This is a genomic window from Micromonospora psammae (genome assembly GCF_036902725.1).
Classification (GTDB): domain Bacteria; phylum Actinomycetota; class Actinomycetes; order Mycobacteriales; family Micromonosporaceae; genus Micromonospora.
Genome location: NZ_JBAKHM010000033.1, coordinates 22,319 through 43,409, shown reverse-complemented (window position 1 = coordinate 43,409; position 21,091 = coordinate 22,319). Strand labels below are relative to the sequence as shown.

16 protein-coding genes are annotated in these 21,091 nt (G+C 71.1%); 13 read left to right on the top strand and 3 right to left on the bottom strand.

The genetic code is table 11. The annotated features are described in order from the left end of the window. The 12 genes from V6U79_RS27350 to V6U79_RS27295 all read left to right on the top strand — a co-directional run. On the top strand, window positions 1-564 hold a 564-nt coding region (locus V6U79_RS27350), incomplete at its 5' end, for an LLM class flavin-dependent oxidoreductase (protein WP_334616387.1). After that, window positions 561-1,175: an FMN reductase gene (locus V6U79_RS27345; protein ID WP_334616386.1), complete on the top strand. Its 615-nt coding sequence runs from the start codon at window positions 561-563 to the stop codon at window positions 1,173-1,175. The genes V6U79_RS27350 and V6U79_RS27345, both read left to right, overlap by 4 nt. Window positions 1,176-1,250: 75 nt before the next feature. Then, on the top strand, window positions 1,251-2,240 hold the full coding sequence (locus V6U79_RS27340; protein WP_334616385.1) for a D-cysteine desulfhydrase family protein: 990 nt from the start codon (window positions 1,251-1,253) through the stop codon (window positions 2,238-2,240). A gap of 160 nt (window positions 2,241-2,400) precedes the next feature. After that, on the top strand, window positions 2,401-3,405 hold the full coding sequence (locus V6U79_RS27335) for a LacI family DNA-binding transcriptional regulator (protein ID WP_334525012.1): 1,005 nt from the start codon (window positions 2,401-2,403) through the stop codon (window positions 3,403-3,405). A 210-nt stretch (window positions 3,406-3,615) separates the two neighbouring features. Further along, window positions 3,616-4,995, top strand: a complete 1,380-nt coding sequence (locus V6U79_RS27330) for an ABC transporter substrate-binding protein (RefSeq protein ID WP_334616384.1) — start codon at window positions 3,616-3,618, stop codon at window positions 4,993-4,995. An 80-nt stretch (window positions 4,996-5,075) separates the two neighbouring features. Beyond that, window positions 5,076-6,032: a carbohydrate ABC transporter permease gene (locus V6U79_RS27325; protein WP_334525008.1), complete on the top strand. Its 957-nt coding sequence runs from the start codon at window positions 5,076-5,078 to the stop codon at window positions 6,030-6,032. An 11-nt stretch (window positions 6,033-6,043) separates the two neighbouring features. After that, complete coding sequence (locus V6U79_RS27320) at window positions 6,044-6,931, top strand: carbohydrate ABC transporter permease (protein ID WP_334525007.1); 888 nt, start codon at window positions 6,044-6,046, stop codon at window positions 6,929-6,931. 29 nt (window positions 6,932-6,960) lie between these two features. Beyond that, complete coding sequence (locus V6U79_RS27315) at window positions 6,961-8,613, top strand: glycoside hydrolase family 13 protein (protein WP_334616383.1); 1,653 nt, start codon at window positions 6,961-6,963, stop codon at window positions 8,611-8,613. A gap of 155 nt (window positions 8,614-8,768) precedes the next feature. Continuing rightward, complete coding sequence (locus V6U79_RS27310; protein ID WP_334616382.1) at window positions 8,769-11,624, top strand: discoidin domain-containing protein; 2,856 nt, start codon at window positions 8,769-8,771, stop codon at window positions 11,622-11,624. 100 nt (window positions 11,625-11,724) lie between these two features. Then, the gene (locus tag V6U79_RS27305) at window positions 11,725-16,011 is read left to right on the top strand and encodes a galactose-binding domain-containing protein (RefSeq protein ID WP_334616381.1); all 4,287 of its coding nucleotides are present in this window, start codon (window positions 11,725-11,727) and stop codon (window positions 16,009-16,011) included. Between the two features lie 219 nt (window positions 16,012-16,230). Continuing rightward, window positions 16,231-16,617, top strand: coding sequence for a DUF2267 domain-containing protein (locus tag V6U79_RS27300; RefSeq protein ID WP_334525000.1), 387 nt, complete (start codon window positions 16,231-16,233; stop codon window positions 16,615-16,617). Between the two features lie 302 nt (window positions 16,618-16,919). After that, window positions 16,920-18,452 carry a multicopper oxidase family protein gene (locus V6U79_RS27295; protein WP_334616380.1) on the top strand — a complete coding sequence of 511 codons (1,533 nt, stop codon included), beginning with the start codon at window positions 16,920-16,922 and terminating at the stop codon, window positions 18,450-18,452. Window positions 18,453-18,527: 75 nt separating this feature from the next. Here the strand turns inward: V6U79_RS27295 and V6U79_RS27290 are convergent, their stop codons facing one another. Beyond that, window positions 18,528-19,082 (bottom strand): dihydrofolate reductase family protein, encoded by a 555-nt coding sequence (locus tag V6U79_RS27290; RefSeq protein ID WP_334616379.1) that lies wholly within the window; start codon window positions 19,080-19,082, stop codon window positions 18,528-18,530. 107 nt (window positions 19,083-19,189) lie between these two features. Next, complete coding sequence (locus tag V6U79_RS27285) at window positions 19,190-19,588, bottom strand: hypothetical protein (RefSeq protein ID WP_334616377.1); 399 nt, start codon at window positions 19,586-19,588, stop codon at window positions 19,190-19,192. A gap of 297 nt (window positions 19,589-19,885) precedes the next feature. Between V6U79_RS27285 and V6U79_RS27280 the strand changes: the two genes are divergently transcribed. Beyond that, window positions 19,886-20,275, top strand: coding sequence for a nuclear transport factor 2 family protein (locus V6U79_RS27280; protein ID WP_334524992.1), 390 nt, complete (start codon window positions 19,886-19,888; stop codon window positions 20,273-20,275). 48 nt (window positions 20,276-20,323) lie between these two features. Here V6U79_RS27280 and V6U79_RS27275 read toward each other — a convergent pair whose 3' ends face one another. Next, window positions 20,324-20,953 (bottom strand): TetR/AcrR family transcriptional regulator, encoded by a 630-nt coding sequence (locus V6U79_RS27275; RefSeq protein ID WP_334616376.1) that lies wholly within the window; start codon window positions 20,951-20,953, stop codon window positions 20,324-20,326. Between the last annotated feature and the right edge of the window lie 138 nt (window positions 20,954-21,091).

Genomic DNA, 21,091 nt, shown 5'->3' with positions numbered 1-21,091 from the left:
ATCCGCAGCCCGGAGATCGCCGAGCAGGCCGCCTACTACGGCGACGGCTTCTTCCACAACAACCTGCTCTGGCCCAAGGAGCACGTCCAGCGGATGGTGGGCCTCTACCGCCGCCGCTTCGAGCATTACGGGCACGGCCCCGCCGACCAGGCGATCGTCGGCCTGGGCGCGCAGCTGTACGTGCGGAAGAACTCGCAGGACGCGATCCGGGAGTTCCGGCCGTACTTCGACAACGCCCCGGTCTACGGGCACGGCCCGTCGCTGGAGGAGACGATGGCGCAGACCGCCGTGGTGGTCGGCAGCCCGCAGGAGGTGATCGACCGCGTGCTGGCGTACCGCGAGGTGGCCGAAGGTGACTACCAGCGTCAACTGTTCAACGTGGACGGGATCGGCGTACCGCACCGGGCCGTGCTCGAGCAGATCGAGATGCTTGGCGAGATCGTGCCGGTGCTGCGCAGGGAGTTCGCCGTCGGTCGTCCCGCCCACGTCCCGGACGCCCCTCTGCACCCGGCCATGAAGGCGGCGCAGGCAGGGGCGACGGCCGCGGAGGAGACGGCGCGATGAAGCGGACCCTCGCGGTCGTCTCCGCCGGGCTGCGGCTGCCGTCCTCGACCCGGCTGCTGGCCGACCGGCTCGCCGACGCGGCCCGGCACGAGTTGGAGCAGCTCGGCGCGCAGGTCGACGTCGACATCATCGAGGTACGCGACCACGCGCACGATCTGGTCAACCACTCGCTGGTCGGCTATCCGTCGCCGGAACTCGGGTCGGTGTTCGAGACCGTCGCCCGGGCGGACGGCCTGATCGCGGTGACTCCCACCTTCACCGCCTCGTACAGCTGGCTGTTCAAGGCGTTCTTCGACAACCTCGACGACACGGCGCTGGTGGACAAGCCGGTGCTGATCGCCGCCACCGGCGGCACCGGGCGGCACTCGCTGATCCTGGAGCACGCGCTGCGGCCCATGTTCAGCTACCTGCGCGCGGCGACCGTGTCCACCGGGGTCTTCGCCGGGCCGGAGGACTGGGGCGGCGGCGACCCGACCCAGGGGTCGCTGGCCAGCCGGATCGCGCGGGCGGCCCGGGAACTCGCGGGTGAGGTCGACCGGCGGGACGCGCCGGCGGTCGACGACCCGTACGACAACCCGACGCCGTTCGACCGGATGCTCCGCGGCGATTGAGGCGGGCCGCGGCGGGGGTGGCCGGCGGTCATGACATGCTCGCCATCCCACCGCATGAAGGCTGCTGGAGCATCGATGTCACTGCCACCCGGATCCGCCCGCGACGTCTCACCGGTGCGGCTGGGCACCTGGCCCACGCCGGTGGAGCCGGCGCCCCGGCTCGCCGCCGCGCTCGGTCTCGGCGCCGATGACCTGCTGGTCAAGCGCGACGACCTGACCGGGCTCGGGGCCGGCGGCAACAAGCTCCGCAAGCTCGAGTGGACGGTCGCGGAGGCGCTCGCCGGCGGGGCGGACACCCTCGTCACCACCGGTGCGCCGCAGAGCAACCACGCCCGGCTGACGGCGGCGGTGGCCGCGCGCCTGGGTCTGCGGGCGGTGCTCGTGTTCCCCGGAGCGCCCGGTGCGTCGCGGACGGGAAACCTGGTCCTGGACGCCGTCCTCGGCGCGGAGATCGTCTTCACCGGCGTCACGGGTCGGCCCGCCCTGAACCAGGCAGCCGCGCAGGTGGTCGAGCGGCTGCGGGCGGCGGGCGCCCGTCCCGCGCTCCTGCCGTTCGGCGGGTCGAGTGTGCTGGCCGCACGCGGCTACGTGGCCGCGGCGGAGGAGCTGCTGGCCCAGGTGCCGGACCTGCACACGGTGGTGGTCGCGCTCGGATCGGGGGCGACCATGGCCGGACTGGTCGCCCGCCTCGGGTCCGAGCGGGTGCTCGGGGTGCACGTGGGCGCGGTGGAGGACCCCCGCGCGGTCGTCGCGTCCTTCGCCGCCGGGCTCGGGGCGTCCGCGCCGGCCGAGGGACTCCGCGTCGACGACGAGCAGGTCGGCCCTGGGTACGGGTCGCTCACCGAGCCGGTGCGGGAGGCGCTCTCGCTCGCCGCGCGTCGCGAGGGGATCATCCTCGACCCCACCTACACCGGCCGCGCGATGGCCGGGCTGATCGCCGCGGCGCGGCGAGGAGAGATCCGCCCGGGCCGGCGGACCGTCCTCCTCCACACCGGTGGGGTGCCCGGACTGTACGGGCACGCTGCGGCGCTGACGTGGGCCGACAGCATCCCGCCGGCCGGATGACCGGCCGGCCCACCCGGGTCGCCCGCGCCACCGACCCGGGTGGCGGTGGTGGCCGCGCCGCGCGTGGCACGATCGCGGTGCCGCAAACGATCTCAACTTCTTGCCGCCGCAGCGCATCTGGCGGTTCAGTTCTTGCAGGAAGCCCACGTAGAGTTGCGGCGTGACCAAGCGGTTGACGGAGGTGGCCCGCAAGGCGGGCGTCAGTGAGGCGACCGTGAGCCGGGTGCTCAACGGCCGCGGTGGCGTGTCGGAGGCGACCCGGACGGCGGTGCTGACCGCGCTCGACGTCCTCGGCTACGAGCGCCCCACCAAGCTGCGGGGCGAGCGGGCGCGGCTGGTCGGTCTGGTGCTGCCGGAGTTGCAGAACCCGATCTTCCCGGCGCTCGCCGAGGTGGTGACCGGGTCGCTGGCCCAGCGCGGCTTCACCCCCGCGCTCTGCGCCCGCACCATCGGCGGCGTCCCGGAGTCGGACTACGTGGAGATGCTGCTGGACCACCAGGTGTCCGGGGTGATCTTCGCCGGTGGGTCGTACGCGCTGGCGGACGCGTCGCACGAGCACTACCGGCGGCTCACCGACCGGGGGTTGCCGGTGGTGCTGGTCAACGCGGGCGTCGACGAGCTCGGGTTCCCCCGGGTCTCCACCGACGACGCGGTCGCGGTGGAGCAGGCGTACGGGCACCTGCGCTCGCTGGGCCACGAGCGGATCGGCATGGTGCTCGGTTCGGAGGACCACGTGCCGTCCCGGCGGAAGCTGGCCGCGATGATCCAGGTGGCCGACTGGACCGACGGCGACGAGTGTGTGGAACGCTCCAGCTTCTCCATGGAGGGGGCCCGTGTCGCCGCGACCAAGCTCGTCGAGCGGGGGGTGACCGGCGTCATCTGCGCCAGCGACGTGTTGGCCCTCGGCACCATCCGGGCGGCCCGCCGGTTGGGTCGCTCGGTGCCGGGCGACATCTCGGTGGTGGGGTTCGACGACTCCGCGTTCATGACCTGCACCGACCCGCCCCTGACCACGGTCCGGCAGCCGATCGAGACGATGGGGCAGGCCGCCGTCGACCTGCTGGTCACCCAGATCGAGGGGGCCGGCGTGCTCGCCGACGAGCTGCTCTTCGAGCCCGAGTTGGTGGTGCGTGGCTCCACCGGGCCGGTGCGCGGGACCGGCTGATCAGTTCCGGCACCCGAGGCGTAGGACAAAAAGGGCGGACCCCTGCGGGTCCGCCCTTTTTGCTGTCCCTCGACGCTGCGATCGCTGTCTTGCAGATTTTAGTCCAGTTATTGCGGACACCCGTACGGCTTTGTATCGTCATCGCCACGAAACATCCGAGCAAGAGAGCCAGATCCGCATAGCGACGCCCGTTCCCGAAGGGGTGGACAGATGTCCGTACCGAGATACCGGAAGGCTGCGGCGTTGGCGCTCGTGGCCGGCCTGGGGCTCAGCCTCACGGCTTGCTCCACGAAGGGTGACGACGCCACGACCGATGCCGGCGGCAAGGTCACCATCACCGTCGACTGCCAGCCGGTCGGCTCGCAGAAGGAGTTGCTGAAGAACTGGAACGACGACGTCGCCGAGTTCCAGCGGCAGAACCCTGACGTCGTCGTCAAGAGCGTCAGCGTCGGCGAGCAGTGCAACAACCCGCCGGACTTCGCCGCCCGCCTCGCCGGCGGCACCGTGACCGACGTGTTCTACGGGTACATGACCGATCTCCAGCAGGTGCTCGACTCCGGTCAGGCCATGGACATCACCGAGTTCGCCACCAAGGACACGATCCCGACCTGGGACAGCGTCGACCCGGCGCTCAAGGAGGTCTTCAGCGACGGCGGCAAGCTCTACGCCGTCCCGGTGAAGAACTACTCGATGGGTCTGGTCTACAACAAGGTCCTGTTCCAGCGGGCGGGGCTCGACGTGAACAACCCGCCGAAGACGTGGGCCCAGGTCCGGGACGCGGCCAAGAAGATCTCCGCGCTCGGCAACGGCATCGCCGGCTACTCGGAGTACAGCGCCGGCAACACCGGAGGCTGGCACTTCACCTCCCTGCTCTACTCCCAGGGTGGGCAGGTGCTGAGCGAGGACGGCAAGAAGGCCGACTTCAACAACGCGATGGGCCGGCAGGTCCTGCAGAACCTCAAGGACATGCGGTACGGCGACAACAGCATGGGCTCCCGCCAACTGCTGCAGTGGGGCGACCTGCTGACCAACGCGGGCGCCGGCAAGGTCGGCATGTTCATCGGCGCGCCGGACGCCACCCAGGCGATCGTCAGCCAGTTCCAGGGCAAGTTCCAGGACTGGGCGATGGGCCCGCTGCCCGGTCAGGACGGCCCGGCGAAGGCGACGCTCGGCGGTGGCGAGGGCTACTTCTTCAAGAAGGGCCTCACCCCCGAGCAGGTCAAGGCCGGTCTGAAGTGGATCGCCTACCAGAAGCTGACGCCGGGCAAGGGTCAGTTCGACTACGTCCGGGCCAAGCCGCAGAACTACCCGGTGGGCCTGCCCCAGCCGCTGCTCTTCGCGGCCGGCAGCGACGCGCAGAAGCAGGAGTTCGAGCTGCGCAAGGCGAACGCGAACCTCGACACCACGAACTTCGCGATCTTCGAGGCGAACCCGGTGCCGATCAAGGGCGAGCCCCGCAACGCGCAAGCGATCTACGCCGTACTCGACGCCGCGATGTCCGGTGTGCTGACGAACCCGAACGCGAACATCGACGCACTGCTCAAGACGGCCGAGGACAAGGTCAACCAGCTGCTGGCCGCGGAGAGCTGATGCGGTGGTGTGGGGGCCGGCACGCCGGCCCCCACACCCCGCGCCGCACCGTCCGGTCACCGACTTCCGCAGGAGTTGCCTTGGCGATCACCACCGTCCCGGGTGCCACCAGAAACCCGGGCCGCGCAGCGCCGCCGTACCCGGCCGGGCCGGAGCGCACGAGCCGCGGCCGCAAGGTACGGGACAACCTCACCGGGCACGCGTTCCTGTTCGGGGCGTTGCTCTGCTTCGCGGTCTTCTCCTGGTACCCGATGGTCCGCGGCGTCGTGATGAGCTTCCAGCGCACCCGGCGTGGCGAGACCACCTGGGTGGGCTGGGACAACTACGCCCGCATCCTCGACGACCCCAGCTTCTGGACCGCCTGGCGGAACACCCTCTTCTTCACCGTCCTCGCGCTCCTGCTCGGGTACGCGGTGCCGTTCTTCGTGGCGATCCTGCTCAACGAGTTCCGCCACGCCACGGGTTACCTGCGGATCCTGGTCTACCTGCCGGTGATGCTGCCGCCCGCCTCGGCGCTCTTCCTCTTCAAGTTCTACGCGTACGACCCCAGCGACGCCGGACTCTTCAACGCGATCCTCAAGGCACTGCACCTGCCGACGTCGCAGTGGATGCAGTCGCCCGAGATGACGATGCCGGCGATGGTGATCGCGTCGACGTGGATGAACATGGGCGGCGCGGTGCTCATCTATCTGGCGGCACTGCAGAACATCCCCGGCGAACTCTACGAAGCGGCCGAGCTCGACGGCGCGGGCATCTGGCGGCGCATCGTCCACGTGACGATCCCGCAGACCCGGTTGATCCTCGCGCTCCTGGCGATGCTGCAGATCGTCGCCACGATGCAGTTCTTCATCGAACCACTGATCCTCGCCAACGGTGCGGGTGCGGAGGATTCCGCGACCTCGGTGGCGTACCTCATCTACCAGCACGGATTCTTCCAGAACGATCTCAACGGTGCCGCGGCGCTCGGCGTGATCATGCTCGTGGTGCTGGCCGGGTTCTCCGCCGCCTACCTGCGGCTCAGCGCGAAACAGGACTAGGAGGGCGAGGAATGGCACAGGACTCCGGGACCCGGACCCTCATCTCCCATGGCCAGCTCAGGCGGGGGCGGGGCAGGATCATCTACTGGACGGTGCTGGCCGGCGTCGTCGTGGGCTTCACGCTCGTCTTTCTCGGGCCGCTCTACTGGATGGTCACCGGCGCGCTCAAGTCCGGCCAGGAGATCGCGCAGACCCCGCCCACGCTGGTCCCCCGGGATCCGCAGTGGCAGAACTACGCCGACGCGTGGAACAACCTGGACCTCGCCAAGCTGCTGTTCAACACCTTCTACTACGCGGCCGGCGCGGTGCTGTTCCAGCTCGTGCTCGACACCGCCGCGGCGTACTCCCTGTCGAAGCTCCGACCGGTCTTCGGCAACGCCATCCTCGGCCTGATGCTGGCGACGCTGATGATTCCCGCGATGGTCCTCATCGTCCCGCAGTACGTCACCGTGATCGACCTGCCGATCCTGCACGTCAACCTGCTCGACTCGCCGTTCGCGATCTGGCTGCCCCTGGTCGCGAACGCGTTCAACATCTTCCTGCTGAAACGGTTCTTCGACTCCATTCCCGAAGAGCTGATGGCGGCGGCCCTCATGGACGGGGCGACGCCGCTGCGCACGCTGTGGTCGATCATCCTGCCGATCTCCCGCCCCATCCTCGGGGTCGTCTCGATCTTCGCCGTGACGGCGGTCTGGAAGGACTTCCTCTGGCCGAAGCTGGTCATGCCGTCGCCCGAGACCCGCACGGTCAGCGTCGGCATCTACGCCTTCTCGGGTGGCACGCCCATGAACGTCGTGATCGCCGCGTCGGTCATCGCCGCGCTCCCGACCGTCGTCATCTTCCTGATCTTCCAGCGGAACATCATGTCCGGTCTGACCACAGGCAGCCTCAAGGGCTAGCCCCGAAGACCTTCAGAAAGCAGGTGCTCGTGTCCACAGCAGATGGCGGCCCGTGGTGGCGTGGAGCGGTGATCTACCAGGTGTATCCCCGTAGCTTCGCCGACGGCAACGGCGACGGCATCGGCGACATCGCCGGCATCCGGTCCCGGCTGGACCACCTGTCCGCGCTCGGTGTCGACGCGATCTGGTTCAGCCCCTGGTACCCCTCCCCGATGGCCGACGCCGGCTACGACGTGGCCGACTACCGCGACATCGACCCGGTCTTCGGCACCCTCACCGAGGCGGAGGCGCTGATCGCGGAGGCCCACGCGCGCGGCATCCGGACCATCGTCGACGTGGTGCCGAACCACTGCTCCGCCGCGCACCGGTGGTTCCAGGCCGCGCTCGCCGGTGGGCCCGGCGCGCCCGAGCGGGACCTGTTCTGGTTCCGCCCCGGCCGGGGCCCGAACGGCGATCAACCACCCACCGACTGGGTCGGCGAGTTCGGTGGGGAGACCTGGACCCGGACCACCAACCCCGACGGCACCCCCGGTGACTGGTACCTGCACCTGTTCACCCCCGAGCAGCCGGACTTCAACTGGGACCACCCCCGGGTGCGGTCGGAGTTCGAGGACATCCTGCGGTTCTGGTTCGACCGGGGAGTGGACGGCATCCGCATCGACTCGGCCGGCCTGCTGGTCAAGGACGGCACGCTGCCCGAGACCCGGCCGGACCGGCCGCACCCGTTCCGCGACCTCGACGGGGTGCACGAGATCTACCGCGACTGGCGGCGGATCGCCGACTCCTACCCCGGCGACCGGGCACTGATCGGTGAGGTGTGGATGCCGGACCGGCAGCGGTTCGCCAACTACCTGCGCCCGGACGAGCTGCACGCGGCGTTCAACTTCGACTTCCTCGGCTGCGCCTGGGACGCCGACGCGCTGCGCGAGAGCATCGACGGGACGCTGAGCGCGCACGCGCCCGTCGGCGCCCCGGCCACCTGGGTGCTCTCCAACCACGACGTCACCCGGCACGTCACCCGGTACGGCCGGGAGGACACCACCTTCAGCTTCGCCAAGAAGCGGGAAGGGATCTTCTCCGACCTCGAACTCGGCACCACCCGGGCCCGTGCGGCGGCGCTGCTCTCGCTCGCGCTCCCCGGCGCCGCCTACGTCTACCAGGGCGAGGAACTCGGGCTCGCGGAGGTCGAGGACATTCCCCCGGAGCGGCGTACGGACCCGATGTGGCCGCGCTCCGGCTACGTCGACCCGGGCCGGGACGGCTGCCGGGTGCCGTTGCCCTGGTCCGGCGAGGAACCCCCGTTCGGCTTCAGCCCGGACGGGTCCGCGTCGCCCTGGCTGCCGCAGCCGGCCGACTGGAAGGACCGGACGGTACAGGCACAGACCGGCGACGCGCACTCCATGCTCGAGCTGTACCGGGCGGCGATCGCGATCCGGCGGGTCGACCCGGCGCTCGGCGACGGCGAGCTGCACTGGCTGCCCGCCCCGGAACGGGTGCTCGCGTTCAGCCGCGGCGGGGGCTTCCGCTGCCTGGTCAACCTCTCCGACGCGCCGGTGCCGCTGCCGGCGCGGGGACAGCTGCTCCTGGCCAGCGGACCGCTCGACGACGACCTGCTGCCGCCGGACACCGCCGTCTGGCTGCGTACCCCCGAGAAGTCCGTGGTCGGGCCCGAACCGGCCTGACGTCACGCCTCGGTGCCGGCGGCCCCGTCCCTGCCGCCGGCACCGAGCCATCCTGCCGGACCGACCGGCCCGAGCCCGAGAGGAGGTGCCCACCCCACGCACAGCCGTACCGCACGGGGGGACCTGCACCAGCCACGAAAGGGAGAGCCTCGCTCATGCCCGAGCACGCCACCGCCGTCCCGCACCCACCCCGAAGAGTCCGCACCCGCGCGGGGGCCGCCGCCCTCGCCGCCGCCCTCGTCGCCGCCTCGCTCACCGTTGTCACGCTGACCAGCACCGCCACCCCGGCCCACGCCGCCGGGCTGTCCCCCTTCGACATCCCCGGCCGGGGCGCGACCGTCCCGTTCGTCGAGCACGAGGCGGAGGAGGTCGCGCACAACGGCACGAAGATCGGCCCGGACCGCCGCTACGGCACGCTGCCGTCGGAGGCGTCCGGCCGGGAGGCCGTCACCCTCGACGCCGTCGGCGAGTACGTCGAGTTCACCCTCACCGCGCCGGCCGACGCGGTGACCTTCCGCTACAGCCTGCCGGACAACGCCGCCGGCACCGGCCGGGACGCCAGCATCGATCTGCGGGCCAACGGCACCCTGGTCAAGGCCGTCCCGGTCACCTCCCGGTACGGCTGGTACTACGGCGGCTACCCGTTCAACAACAACCCCGGCGACACCAACCCGCACCACTTCTACGACGAGACCCGGACCCTGTTCGGGACCACCTACCCGGCCGGTACGAAGATCCGCCTCCAGGTCTCCTCGACCGCTCAGTCGCCGACCTTCACCATCGACCTGGCCGACTTCGAGCTGGTCGGTGCGCCGATCGCCAAGCCGGCCGGCGTCCTGGACGTGGTGACCGACTTCGGCGCCGACCCGACGGGCGCCACCGACTCCACCGCGAAGTTCCAGGCCGCCGTCGACGCCGGCCGGGCGCAGGGCAGGACGGTGTGGATCCCCACCGGCACCTTCACCCTCTGGGACCACGTCGTGGTCGACGGGGTGACCCTGCGCGGCGCCGGGCCGTGGCATTCGGTGCTCGGCGGCCGGCACCCCACCGACCGCAAGCGGGCGGCCGGCATCTACGGCAAGTACGTTCCCGGCGGCGGCTACTCCGGTGAGATCCGGCCGCACGAGGCGGGCGGGCCCAGCCGCAACGTCACCCTGCGGGACTTCGCGATCATCGGCGACATCCGCGAGCGGGTCGACGAGGACCAGGTCAACGCGATCGGTGGGGCCATGACGAACTCGGTCGTGGACAACGTCTGGATGCAGCACACCAAGGTCGGCGCGTGGATGGACGGGCCGATGGACAACTTCACCATCCGCAACAGCCGGATCCTCGACCAGACCGCCGACGGGGTGAACTTCCACTGGGGCGTCACCAACTCCACGGTGACCAACACCTTCGTCCGCAACACCGGCGACGACGCGCTCGCCATGTGGGCGCAGACCGTGCCGAACGTCGGCAACTCGTTCACCTTCAACACCATCGGCGTGACGATCCTGGCGAACCACCTGGTCACCTACGGCGGGCGGGACATCCGGATCACCGACAACGTCACCGCCGACTCGGTCACCAACGGCGGCGGCATCCACGTCGCCAACCGCTATCCCGGGGTCCAGGGACCGACCGCCGTCTCCGGCACGATCACCGTCGCCCGCAACACCCTGATCCGCAACGGCAACTCCGACTACAACTGGCGGTTCGGCGTCGGCGCGATCTGGTTCTCCGCGCTCAACGAACCGATCCAGGGCGCGGCGATCAACGTCACCGACACCGACATCCTGGACAGCTCGTACGCCGCGCTGCACTGGATTGAGGGCGCCACCAGCGGAATCAGCTTCACCAACGTGCGCATCGACGGCGCCGGCACGTACGCCCTCCAAGTGCAGGCGCCCAGCCAGGTGTCCTTCACCAACGTGCGCGCCACCGGGATCGCCCAGGCCAACCCGATCCACAACTGCGTCGGCAGCGGCTTCCAGATCACCCAGGGCGCCGGCAACTCCGGCTGGTACACCGCGAACCCGTACTGCGGGCCGTGGCCGGAACCGCAGTGGGGCGGCGGCCCGACCAGCCCGCCCCCGACCAGCCCACCGCCCACCACCCCACCGCCGACCACTCCGCCGCCGACCGGCGGGAACCTGGCACTCGGCCGGCCGGTGGTCGCTTCCAGCGCCACGCAGAACTACGCCGCGACCAACGCGGTGGACGGCAACGCCGCCAGCTACTGGGAGAGCGCCAACAACGCCTTCCCGCAGTCGCTGACCGTCGATCTCGGCGCGGCGCGCTCCGTCGACCGGGTGGTGCTGAAGCTCCCGACCGGCTGGGAGCGGCGTACCCAGACGCTGTCGGTGCTCGGCTCCACCGACGGATCGTCGTTCGCCACGGTGAAGGCCTCGGCCGGCTACCTGTTCGACCCGGCCGGCGGCAACACCGTGTCGATCCCGCTGCCGGCGGGTGACCGCCGGTTCGTCCGGGTCACCGTAACCGGCAACACCGGCTGGCCCGCCGGCCAGGTCGCCGAGTTCGAGGTGTACGGCGGCACGACCACCACGCCGCCGCCCACCACCACGCCCCCGCCCACGACCCCGCCGCCGAGCGGCAACCTGGCGGCCGGGCGACCGGTCACCGCGACCAGCCACGCCGACGTGTACGTCGCGACCAACGCGGTCGACGGCAACGCCGGCACCTACTGGGAGAGCGCCAACAACGCGTTCCCCCAGTCGCTCACCGTCGACCTGGGCACCGCCCGACCGGTGTCCCGGGTGGTGCTGAAGCTGCCACCCTCGTCGGCCTGGCAGACCCGCACCCAGACCCTGGCCGTGCTCGGCTCGACCGACGGCACGACCTGGACCACCCTGAAGCCCTCGGCCGGCCACACCTTCGACCCGGCCGGCGGCAACACCGTGTCCATCGCGCTGCCGGCCGGTGACCGCCGGTTCGTCCGGCTGACCTTCACCGGCAACACCGGCTGGCCCGCCGGCCAGCTCTCCGAGTTCGAGGTCCACGCCACCTGACCGGTGCGGCGGGGCCCCGTCCACCGGCCGGAGCCCCGCCGCCCCCTCGCCCCACCGCACACGCCTCTCCACATCCCCCGGAAGAAGGTGTACCCCCACCATGTCCAGATTCCGTACCCGAATGGTCGCGGTGCTCGCCGCGGTCGGCCTGGCCGTCACCGCGGCCCCCGCGCCCCCGGCCGTCGCCGCCGGCGGCCCGAACCTCGCCGCCGGCCACGCCGCCACCGCCAGCAGCACCAACGGTCCGTACGTCACCGCCAACCTGACCGACGGCAACCAGGGCAGCTACTGGGAGAGCAGCGGTGCCCTCCCGCAGTGGGCCCAGGTCGACCTCGGCGCCAGCCGGTCCATCGACCAGGTGGTCCTGAAGCTGCCCGCAGCGTGGGAGGCGCGTACCCAGACGCTCTCCGTGCAGGGCAGCCCGGACGGCAACGGCTTCGCCACCATCGTCACCTCCGCCGGCCGCTCCTTCAGCCCGGCCAACGGCAACACCGTGACCATCGGCTTCCCCGCCACCAGCACCCGGTTCGTCCGCATCGCGATCACCGCGAACACCGGTTGGTCCGCCGCCCAGCTCGCCGAGGTGGAGGTGTACGGGGCCGCCACCTCGTCGACCAACCTGGCGCTCGGCAGGGCGATGGCGGAGAGCAGCCACGCCGACGTGTACGGCGCCGGCAACGCCAACGACGGCAACGCCGCCAGCTACTGGGAGAGCGCCAACAACGCCTTCCCGCAGTGGATCCAGGCCGACCTGGCGGCCACGGTGAACGTCAACCGGCTGGTGCTCAAGTTGCCGGCCGGCTGGCAGGCGCGTACCCAGACGCTGACCGTGCAGGGCAGCACCAACGGGTCGACCTTCAGCACCCTGGTCGCCTCGGCGGCGTACGCCTTCGACCCGGCCGCCGGCAACACGGTCACCGTCACCGTGCCCACCGCGGCCACCCGTTACGTCCGGCTGCTCATCACCGCCAACACCGGCTGGTCCGCCGGGCAGCTCTCCGAACTGGAGGTCTACGGCCCGGCGGCCGGGGACACCCAGCCGCCCTCGGCGCCGGGGAACCTGGCCTTCACCGAACCGGCCACCGACCAGGTCCGGCTGACCTGGACCGCGTCCACCGACAACGTCGGCGTCACCGGCTACGACGTGTACGCCAACGGCGTGCTCCGGACCAGCGTCAACGGCTCCACGCTGACCTTCACCGACACCCAGCCGGCCGGCGCGACCGTCGCGTACCACGTCCGGGCCCGGGACGCCGCGGGCAACCAGTCGGCGAACAGCAACACGGTGACCCGCACCGGCAACACCGGCGACACGGTGGCGCCGACCGCGCCGGGCAACCTGTCCCACACCCAGCCGGCCGCCGGTCAGATCCGCCTGACCTGGACCGCGGCCACCGACAACGTCGGGGTCACCGGCTACGACGTGTACGCCAACGGCACGCTCCGCGGCAGCGTCAACGGCTCGACCCTCGCCTGGACCGACAACCAACCGGACACCGCCACCGTCTCCTACTTCGTCCGGGCCCGGGACGCGGCGGGGAACGTGTCGGCGAACAGCAACACGGTCACCCGCGAGGGCACCACCCCGGGCGGCGGCAACCTCGCCGTCGGCAAGCCGATCACCGCCTCCTCGACGGTGCACGTCTTCACCGCGGCGAAGGCCAACGACGACGACGTCAGCACCTACTGGGAGGGTGCGCCCGGGGCGTACCCGAGCACGCTGACCGTGGCGCTGGGCGCGAACGCGCGGATCAGTTCGCTGGTGGTGAAACTCAACCCCGACCCGGCCTGGGGTCCGCGTACCCAGACCTTCCAGGTGCTCGGCCGCGACCAGTCCGCGTCCGGGTTCAGCACGCTGGTCGGCGCGGCGACGTATTCGTTCGCTCCGACCAGCGGCAACACGGTGACCATCCCGGTCTCGGCGACGGCCGCCGATGTCCGGCTCCAGTTCACCGCGAACTCCGGCTCCACCAACGGGCAGGTGGCCGAGCTCCAGGTGATCGGCGTCGCGGCGCCGAACCCGGACCTGACCGTCACCGGCCTCACCGCGTCGCCCGCCGCGCCGGTCGAGACCGACACGATCACCCTGTCGGCCACCGTCCGCAACGCCGGCACCTCGGCCTCCGCCGCCACCGCCGTCGGCCTCTACCTGGGTACGACGAAGGTCGGCACGGCCGCCGTCGGCGCCCTGGCCGCCGGCGCGTCGACCACCGTCTCGGCGAGCATCGGCTCGCGCAACGCCGGCCGGTACGAGTTGGTCGGCAAGGTCGACGAGGCGAACACGGTGATCGAGCAGGACGAGGCGAACAACAGCTACACCAGCCCGACCGCGCTGACCGTCAGCCCGGTGTCCAGCTCCGACCTGGTCGCCTCGGCGGTGACCTGGTCGCCCGGCACGCCGAGCGCCGGCACCCCGGTCAACTTCGCGGTGACCCTGCGCAACCAGGGCACGGTCGCCTCGGCGAGCGGCGCCCACGGCATCACGCTGACCGTGCTCAACGACGCGGGCACCGTGGTCCGCACGCTGACCGGTTCGTACGGCGGCACCATCGCCGCCGGGGCGACCGCCGGCCCGGTCGACCTCGGCACCTGGACGGCGGCCAACGGTCGGTACACCGTCCGGGTCGTGCTGGCCGACGACGCCAACGAACTGCCGGTGAAGCGGCAGAACAACACCAGTGAACGGTCGCTCTTCGTCGGCCGCGGGGCGAACCTGCCGTACGACATGTACGAGGCCGAGGAGGGCTCGGTCGGCGGCGGGGCGCGGGTGCTCGCGCCGAACCGGACCATCGGCGACCTGGCCGGCGAGGCGTCCGGCCGGCGGGCGGTGACCCTCGACAGCACCGGCGCGTACGTCGAGTGGACCACCAAGGCGCCGGCCAACGCCCTGGTCACCCGCTTCTCCATCCCGGACGCGCCGGGCGGCGGCGGGATCGACTCGACGCTGAACATCTACGTCAACGGGGTGCTGCACAAGCCGATCAGCCTCACCTCGAAGCACATCTGGCTCTACGGCGCGGAGGCCAGCCCCAGCGACTCGCCCAGCGCGGGCCCGCCGCGGCACCTCTACGACGAGGCGAACGTGCTGCTGAACTCGACGGTCCCGGCGGGCAGCCGGATCCGGTTGCAGAAGGACCCGGCGAACGGCACCACGTACGCCATCGACTTCATCAACCTGGAGCAGGTCGCGCCGCGGGCCAACCCGGACCCGGCCCGGTACGCGGTGCCGAACGGGTTCGGCCACTCCGACGTGCAGAACGCCCTGGACCGGGTCCGGATGGACAGCACCGGCAACCTGGTCGGGGTCTACCTGCCGGCCGGCACCTACGAGACCGCCCAGAAGTTCCAGGTCTACGGCAGGGCGGTCAAGGTGGTCGGCGCGGGCATGTGGTTCACCCGCTTCCAGACGCCCACCGCACAGCAGAACACCGACGCCGGCTTCCGGGTGGAGTCCTCGGCGAGCGGGTCCTCCTTCGAGCACCTCGCGTTCTTCGGCAACTACACCGTCCGGCAGGACGGGCCGGGGAAGGTCTGGGGCGAGCTGAAGGACGTCGACAACATGACGCTGGACAACGTCTGGGTCGAGCACGTCGTCTGCGCGTACTGGGGGGTGGGCGTCAGCGGCCTCAAGATCACCAACAGCCGGTTCCGGGACACCTTCGCCGACGCGGTGAACATGACCAACGGCAGCACGAACAACCTGGTCGCGAACTCGGAGGGCCGGTCCAACGGGGACGACGCCTTCGCGCTCTTCTCGGCCACCGACCAGGGGGCGTCCGAGGCCAACCACGGCAACGTGTTCGAGAACCTGACCGCCACGCTGACCTGGCGGGCGGCGGGTGTCGCGGTGTACGGGGGCTACGACAACGTGTTCCGCAACCTCTACATCGCGGACATGCTGACGTACTCCGGCATCACGATCAGCTCGTTGGACTTCGGCTATCCGTTCATCGGGTTCGGGGCCAGCCCGCCCACCCGGTTCGAGAACATCTCACTGATCCGGGCCGGTGGCCACTTCTGGGGCGCGCAGACCTTCCCGGCGATCTGGGTCTTCTCGGCGTCGAAGGAGTTCCGCGGCATCCGGGTGTCGGACGTCGACATCGTCGACCCGACGTACTCCGGAATCATGTTCCAGACGAAGTACACGGGCGGCCAGCCGGAGAACCCGATCACCGACACGGTCTTCACCAACGTGTCGATCTCCGGGGCGCGGCGCAGCGGTGACGCCTTCGACGCCAAGTCCGGCTACGGGATCTGGGTCAACGAGATGCCGGAGGCCGGACAGGGCCCGGCGGTCGGCTCCGCCACCTTCGTCAACCTCCGGCTGAGCGACAACTACCAGGACATCCGGAACACCACCAGCACGTTCACGATCAACCGAAGCTGAGCGACGGGGAGCGGGGTGGTCCCGGCCGGCGCCGCACAGCGCCGGCCGGGACCGTCATAGAAGGGATTATTCGGGCAAATAAGACAAGGGATCCGAACAGGTTGTCGTTCGGACCTCTCAGCCAGAGAGCCCGATCCGCCTGCCCGCCTGCTCCATCACGTCACGTTTGTGGCCGGTGACCGAGGGTAGCCAGCTGCCTCCGGCACGGAAGGACATGGCATGGTCGAGCTGAAGTTCTTCGACAAGGTCGCCGCACGGGCGGGCGTACCGCCGGAGACGGCGCAGTCGCTGACCGAGGCCACCCTGAGCACCCTGTCCCAGCGGATCAGCGGCGGCGAAGCGGCGGCCGTGGCCGACCACCTCGCGGACCCGCTGCGTTCGCTGCTGGTCAAGGGCACAGAGGACCCCGAGCCGTTCGGGTACGACGAGTTCCTGCGCCGGGTGGCCGACCGCTCCGGAGTGGAACGAGCCGTGGCGGAGCGGGGCGTGCGTGCCGTCCTCCAGACCATGCACCGGGTGGTCGGGCACCGGGAGTTCCAGAAGGCCATGGCGCAGCTTCCGGCGGATCTGCGGGCGCTGGCCGAACCCCTGCCGCGCGGCCCCTGACCGGCGCGACGCCGCACCACCGCGAAACTCGCCACCACCAGCGGAACGGCCTGGCACCGACCGGTAACTTCGGTCGCCGGGCCGTTCGCGTCGGGCTGACCCCTCCCTGACCCGGCGGCGCGGTGCTCCGGGCGCTGCGCGACTGCGTCCGGCGACGGCGGAACGGCCCCCGGCTGCGCGGGTGATCCCGGAGCTGCCCGATCAGGGGTATCCCGGAGCGGTCCCGGAACTCGGTCCCAGCCGCTGGCAACGCCGCCGATATGAAGTCACGCTACTGGTACCGACCCACCGGAGGTGCCACCGTGACCACACGACGACCCCTGGCCCGCGTGCTCGTCGGCGTGCTCGCCGTCGTCCTCGTCCTCTGCTGCGGCGGCGTCGCCGTCGGCGGCTGGGCGTTCGCCCGCGCCGGCACCGACACGGTGGGCGAGGTCGACTTCGTCCGGCCGCTCGCCGTACCCCCGTTGGCGGCCTCCCGGGTCGACGGGCAGGGGCGGCGGGTGTTCGACCTGCTGGCGCGCGAGGGCAGTCGCGACTTCCGCGGCGACGGCCGGCGCACCCGCACCGCCGGTTTCGACGGCGACTTCCTCGGCCCGACCCTGCGCGCGAAGCGGGGGGAGCGGGTGGTGGTGAACGTGGTCAACCGGCTCCCCGAGGAGACCAGCGTGCACTGGCACGGGATGCACCTGCCGGCCCGGATGGACGGCGGCCCGCACCAGACGATCCGCCCGGGCGCCACCTGGTCACCCAGCTGGAGGGTGGACCAGCCGGCGGCGACCCTCTGGTACCACCCGCACCCGCACGGCGCGACCGAGGAGCACGTCTACCGGGGCCTGGCCGGCTTGTTCCTGCTCGACGACGACCGCGAGGCGGCCCTGCCGCTGCCCCGCCACTACGGCGTGGACGACATACCGGTGATCGTGCAGGACCGGAGCTTCTCGGGCAGCGGCCAGTTCCGCAGGACCCGCAACACCATCTCCAGCATCGGCGTGCTCGGTGACACCCTGCTGGTCAACGGAACCGTCGGGCCGTACCTGGACGTGACCACCGAGCGGGTCCGGCTGCGGCTGGTCAACGCCTCCACCGCGCGCCTCTACGATTTCGGCTTCGCCGACGGCCGCCGATTCGACCTGATCGCCAGCGACGGCGGGCTGCTGCCGCGTACCGCCCGACTGGACCGGGTGCGACTCTCCCCGGGAGAGCGCGCCGAGATCGTGGTGACCGTACGCCCGGGGGAACGGATCACGCTGCGCAGCACCGGTCCCGACCTGGGCGCCGGGGCGCTCGCCGACCGGTTCGCCGGCGGCCGGGACCGCTTCGACGTGCTGGAGCTGCGCGCGGCGGACCGGCTCGTCGCGTCGCCGGCGGTGCCCGACGCGCTGGCGCCGATGGACCGACTCGACCCCGCGTCGGCCACGACCACCCGGACGTTGGAGTTCCTGGGGCGCGGCATCAACGGCCGTTCGATGGAGCTGGACCGGATCGACTTCGCCGCCACCCGCGACACCACCGAGGTGTGGGAGGTGGTCAACCGGGACGGCACGCCGCACAACTTCCACGTGCACGACGTGCAGTTCCAGGTGCTCACGGACGGCGGCGAGGCGCCGCCGCCGGCGCTGGGCGGATGGAAGGACACCGTCTACCTCCCACCCCACCGGCCGATCCGGATCGCCCTGCGCTTCACCGACCACAGTGACCCGGACGTGCCGTACATGTACCACTGCCACCTGCTGTACCACGAGGACGCCGGGATGATGGGCCAGTTCGTGGTGGTCGCACCGGGCCAGTCCGTGGGCCGCCCGCCCCGGCACGGCGCCCACGCACCGCACCGCTGAGCGGCGACCGACGAGGACGGGGGTCGCCGACCGCCGCCGTGGCCCGGGTGCGCCCGGGCCACGGCCGGCCGGTCGTCACTGCCCGACGACCGGCCGGTAGGAGGCGATGATCACGCCACTCTTCATGACCCGGGTGTCGGCCAGGGCGAGCGTGGTCGGCACTTCACCCAGCGGGGAGCTGATCGACGGGCCGCCCTGGAGCACCGGGTGGATCCAGAACCGGACCTCGTCCACCAGCCCCGCGTTGACCAGGGCGTGGGTGACCACGCCGTAGCCGTACATCAGGATGTTCTTGCCGTCGCCGGCCTTGAGCTTGGTGACCTCCTCGATCAGGTCCCCCCGCAGCACCTCGGTGTTGTTCCACTCCGGGTCGGTCAGGGTGGTCGAGGCGACGTACTTCTTGACGTTGTTGAAGTAGGCCGCGCCGGTGGTCGGGTCGCTCTCGTCCATGTTCGGCCAGGCGGCGGCGAAGCCGTCGTACGTGCGGCGGCCCATCAGCAGCGCGTCGGCCGCGTCCGTCTGCTCGCCCGCGAAGGCGGCGGCCTCGTCGTCAAAGTACGGCATGGTCCACGCGGGGTTCTCGATGACGCCGTCGAGGGTGAGGTAGGTCGAGTTGATGATCCTGCGCATCGTGATCTCCTGGGATGTCCGGTCCGTGTCTCGCTGACACCCGGAACACTGCCAGAGCCCGCTTACGATTCGCTTCAGGTGCGCTTGCGACCGGCCGCCGGCCCGGCTCAGCCGGCTGCCAGGACCGCGTCCACGCCGGCGCCGTCGGCCACGACCACCGCCTCGGCACGCAGCTCCTGGGGGAGGTCGTCCCGCTGGTCCTCGACGGTCAACATCGTGGGGCAGTCGGGCGGAATCACCACCGCGTCGGCCCGCCGGGCGAACTCGACCAGCAGGTCCAGCACCTGGCCGGGGGAAAAGTGGCTGATCATCAGGCTGTCGAACTCCACGTCGGACAGGGCGCCGTAGAAGGTCGCGTCACCCCCGTCGGGGACCGTGACGTGCGCGCAACCGAACTCCGGCTCCAGCCGGTCGACGTACGGCCCGAAGACGGCTTCGAAAGCCGCCCCGAGCATCGGAGCCGGCCCGCCCCCGACGAACCGCTGCACCCACATCTGGTAGCTCACCACGCGACGGTAATCCATGGCCACGGCCGGGTGGTGCCGGCAGAAGTCGCCCGAGCGGTGCCCGGTCGAGCCGCCGACACAGCCTCGGCCCGACGTCGGCCGGTTCGAGGGTCGGCGGATGGCGCAGGAATCCTGGACGATCTCGCATGGCCGGTCGCGCGGCCCCCGTCTAGCGTTGCGGACCGGTGCCAGGCGCAGTCTGCCGACTGACCCGTCAACGCCACCCGGAGCTGGGCGTCTCTTCCTCGGCGACGGGCGGTGGCCGCCAATGGTGAGTCGATCCGGAAGGGATCAGCAATGTCGTCCGATGATGTCGTCGCTCGGGCCGAGCGGGCGTACGAGTGTTTCTGCCAGGGCCTGTCGACCGGTCGGTGGCAGGAGTTCTTCGGTCTCCTGGCCGACGAGGTCGAGGTGCTGTGGCCGTATCCCCCCACCCCCGGGCGGTACGTGGGCCGGGACGGGCGGGACAAGCTCGTCCAGTTCTGCGGCCAGCTCGGCGGCGAGGGAAACCGGATCACCGAGATCCTGTCCGTGCGGGGGACGGCCACCGAGGACGGCATGGTCTTCGAGGACCACAGCCGCGGGGAGTTCTTCGCTCAGCCGTACGAGGGACGGCACAGCATCCGCCTCGTCATGCGCGGTGGGCAGGTGGTGGGATTCCACGAGTACCTCGCACCGGTCTCCTGACCCTCCGGGGCGGGCTCGGCGGGCCGGCGGCCGGGCGCCCGGCGGGTGTCAGCCCGCCGGGGTCGGTAGCGGCCGCTCGATCCTGGCCGCCGCGGTGAAGGCGTGCAGGGCGATCTCGGCGGACTGCTCCAGCTGGGCCCGCGACACCCCGGCGGCGGCATGGATGGCGTGGCCCTCGGAGACGACCATGACGAAGCGGGCCAGCGCCTCGGGGTCGCTCCCCTCGGGCAGGTCACCCTCCTCGACGGCCCGGACGAAGCGGTCGGCGAGCTGCCGTTCACCGGCCAGCCGACTGGCGGCGAGGAACTCCGCGACGTTGGTGTTGTCGGTGCCGCAGGCGGTGCCACCCTGGATGGACAGGCAGCCCGCGGGGCGGTCCAGGCGGGTCAGGGCCGCCACGTTGGCCCGCAGGAAGGCGGCGACCACCTCGTAGGCGGTGGGCTGGTCCAGGGCGTCGCGGGCGTAGGCCATCTCGGTCTCCGCGTAGCGGCCGACCGCCTTGCGGAAGAGCTCCTCCTTGTTGCCGTACGCCGCGTACAGGCTGGGCTTGTTGATGCCCATCGCGGCGGTCAGCTCCGCCAGCGAGGCGCCCTCGTAGCCGTGGCGCCAGAACACCTCCATCGCCCGGTCGAGCGCCTGCTCGTCGTCGAATGCGCGCGGTCTGCCCCGCTGGGTCACGGTGCCACCTCCATCTCGATGTCAGCGTAGCTCGGCACAACCGGCCGGTACAAAAATTTGTCGGCGGCTGTCCCGCCCCGCTAGTGTCCAATTCCTTACCTATTGGTACATAAGGGGGTCCGGCGGGCGCTCCGCGAC

Bases quoted from the DNA above. Each gene is read 5' to 3' on its own strand.
- V6U79_RS27345 (WP_334616386.1), top strand. From the start codon at position 561: ATGAAGCGGACCCTCGCGGTCGTCTCCGCCGGGCTGCGGCTGCCGTCC.
- V6U79_RS27340 (WP_334616385.1), top strand. From the start codon at position 1,251: ATGTCACTGCCACCCGGATCCGCCCGCGACGTCTCACCGGTGCGGCTG.
- V6U79_RS27330 (WP_334616384.1), top strand. From the start codon at position 3,616: ATGTCCGTACCGAGATACCGGAAGGCTGCGGCGTTGGCGCTCGTGGCC.
- V6U79_RS27320 (WP_334525007.1), top strand. From the start codon at position 6,044: ATGGCACAGGACTCCGGGACCCGGACCCTCATCTCCCATGGCCAGCTC.
- V6U79_RS27310 (WP_334616382.1), top strand. From the start codon at position 8,769: ATGCCCGAGCACGCCACCGCCGTCCCGCACCCACCCCGAAGAGTCCGC.
- V6U79_RS27305 (WP_334616381.1), top strand. From the start codon at position 11,725: ATGTCCAGATTCCGTACCCGAATGGTCGCGGTGCTCGCCGCGGTCGGC.
- V6U79_RS27300 (WP_334525000.1), top strand. From the start codon at position 16,231: ATGGTCGAGCTGAAGTTCTTCGACAAGGTCGCCGCACGGGCGGGCGTA.
- V6U79_RS27290 (WP_334616379.1), bottom strand. From the start codon at position 19,082: ATGCGCAGGATCATCAACTCGACCTACCTCACCCTCGACGGCGTCATC.
- V6U79_RS27280 (WP_334524992.1), top strand. From the start codon at position 19,886: ATGTCGTCCGATGATGTCGTCGCTCGGGCCGAGCGGGCGTACGAGTGT.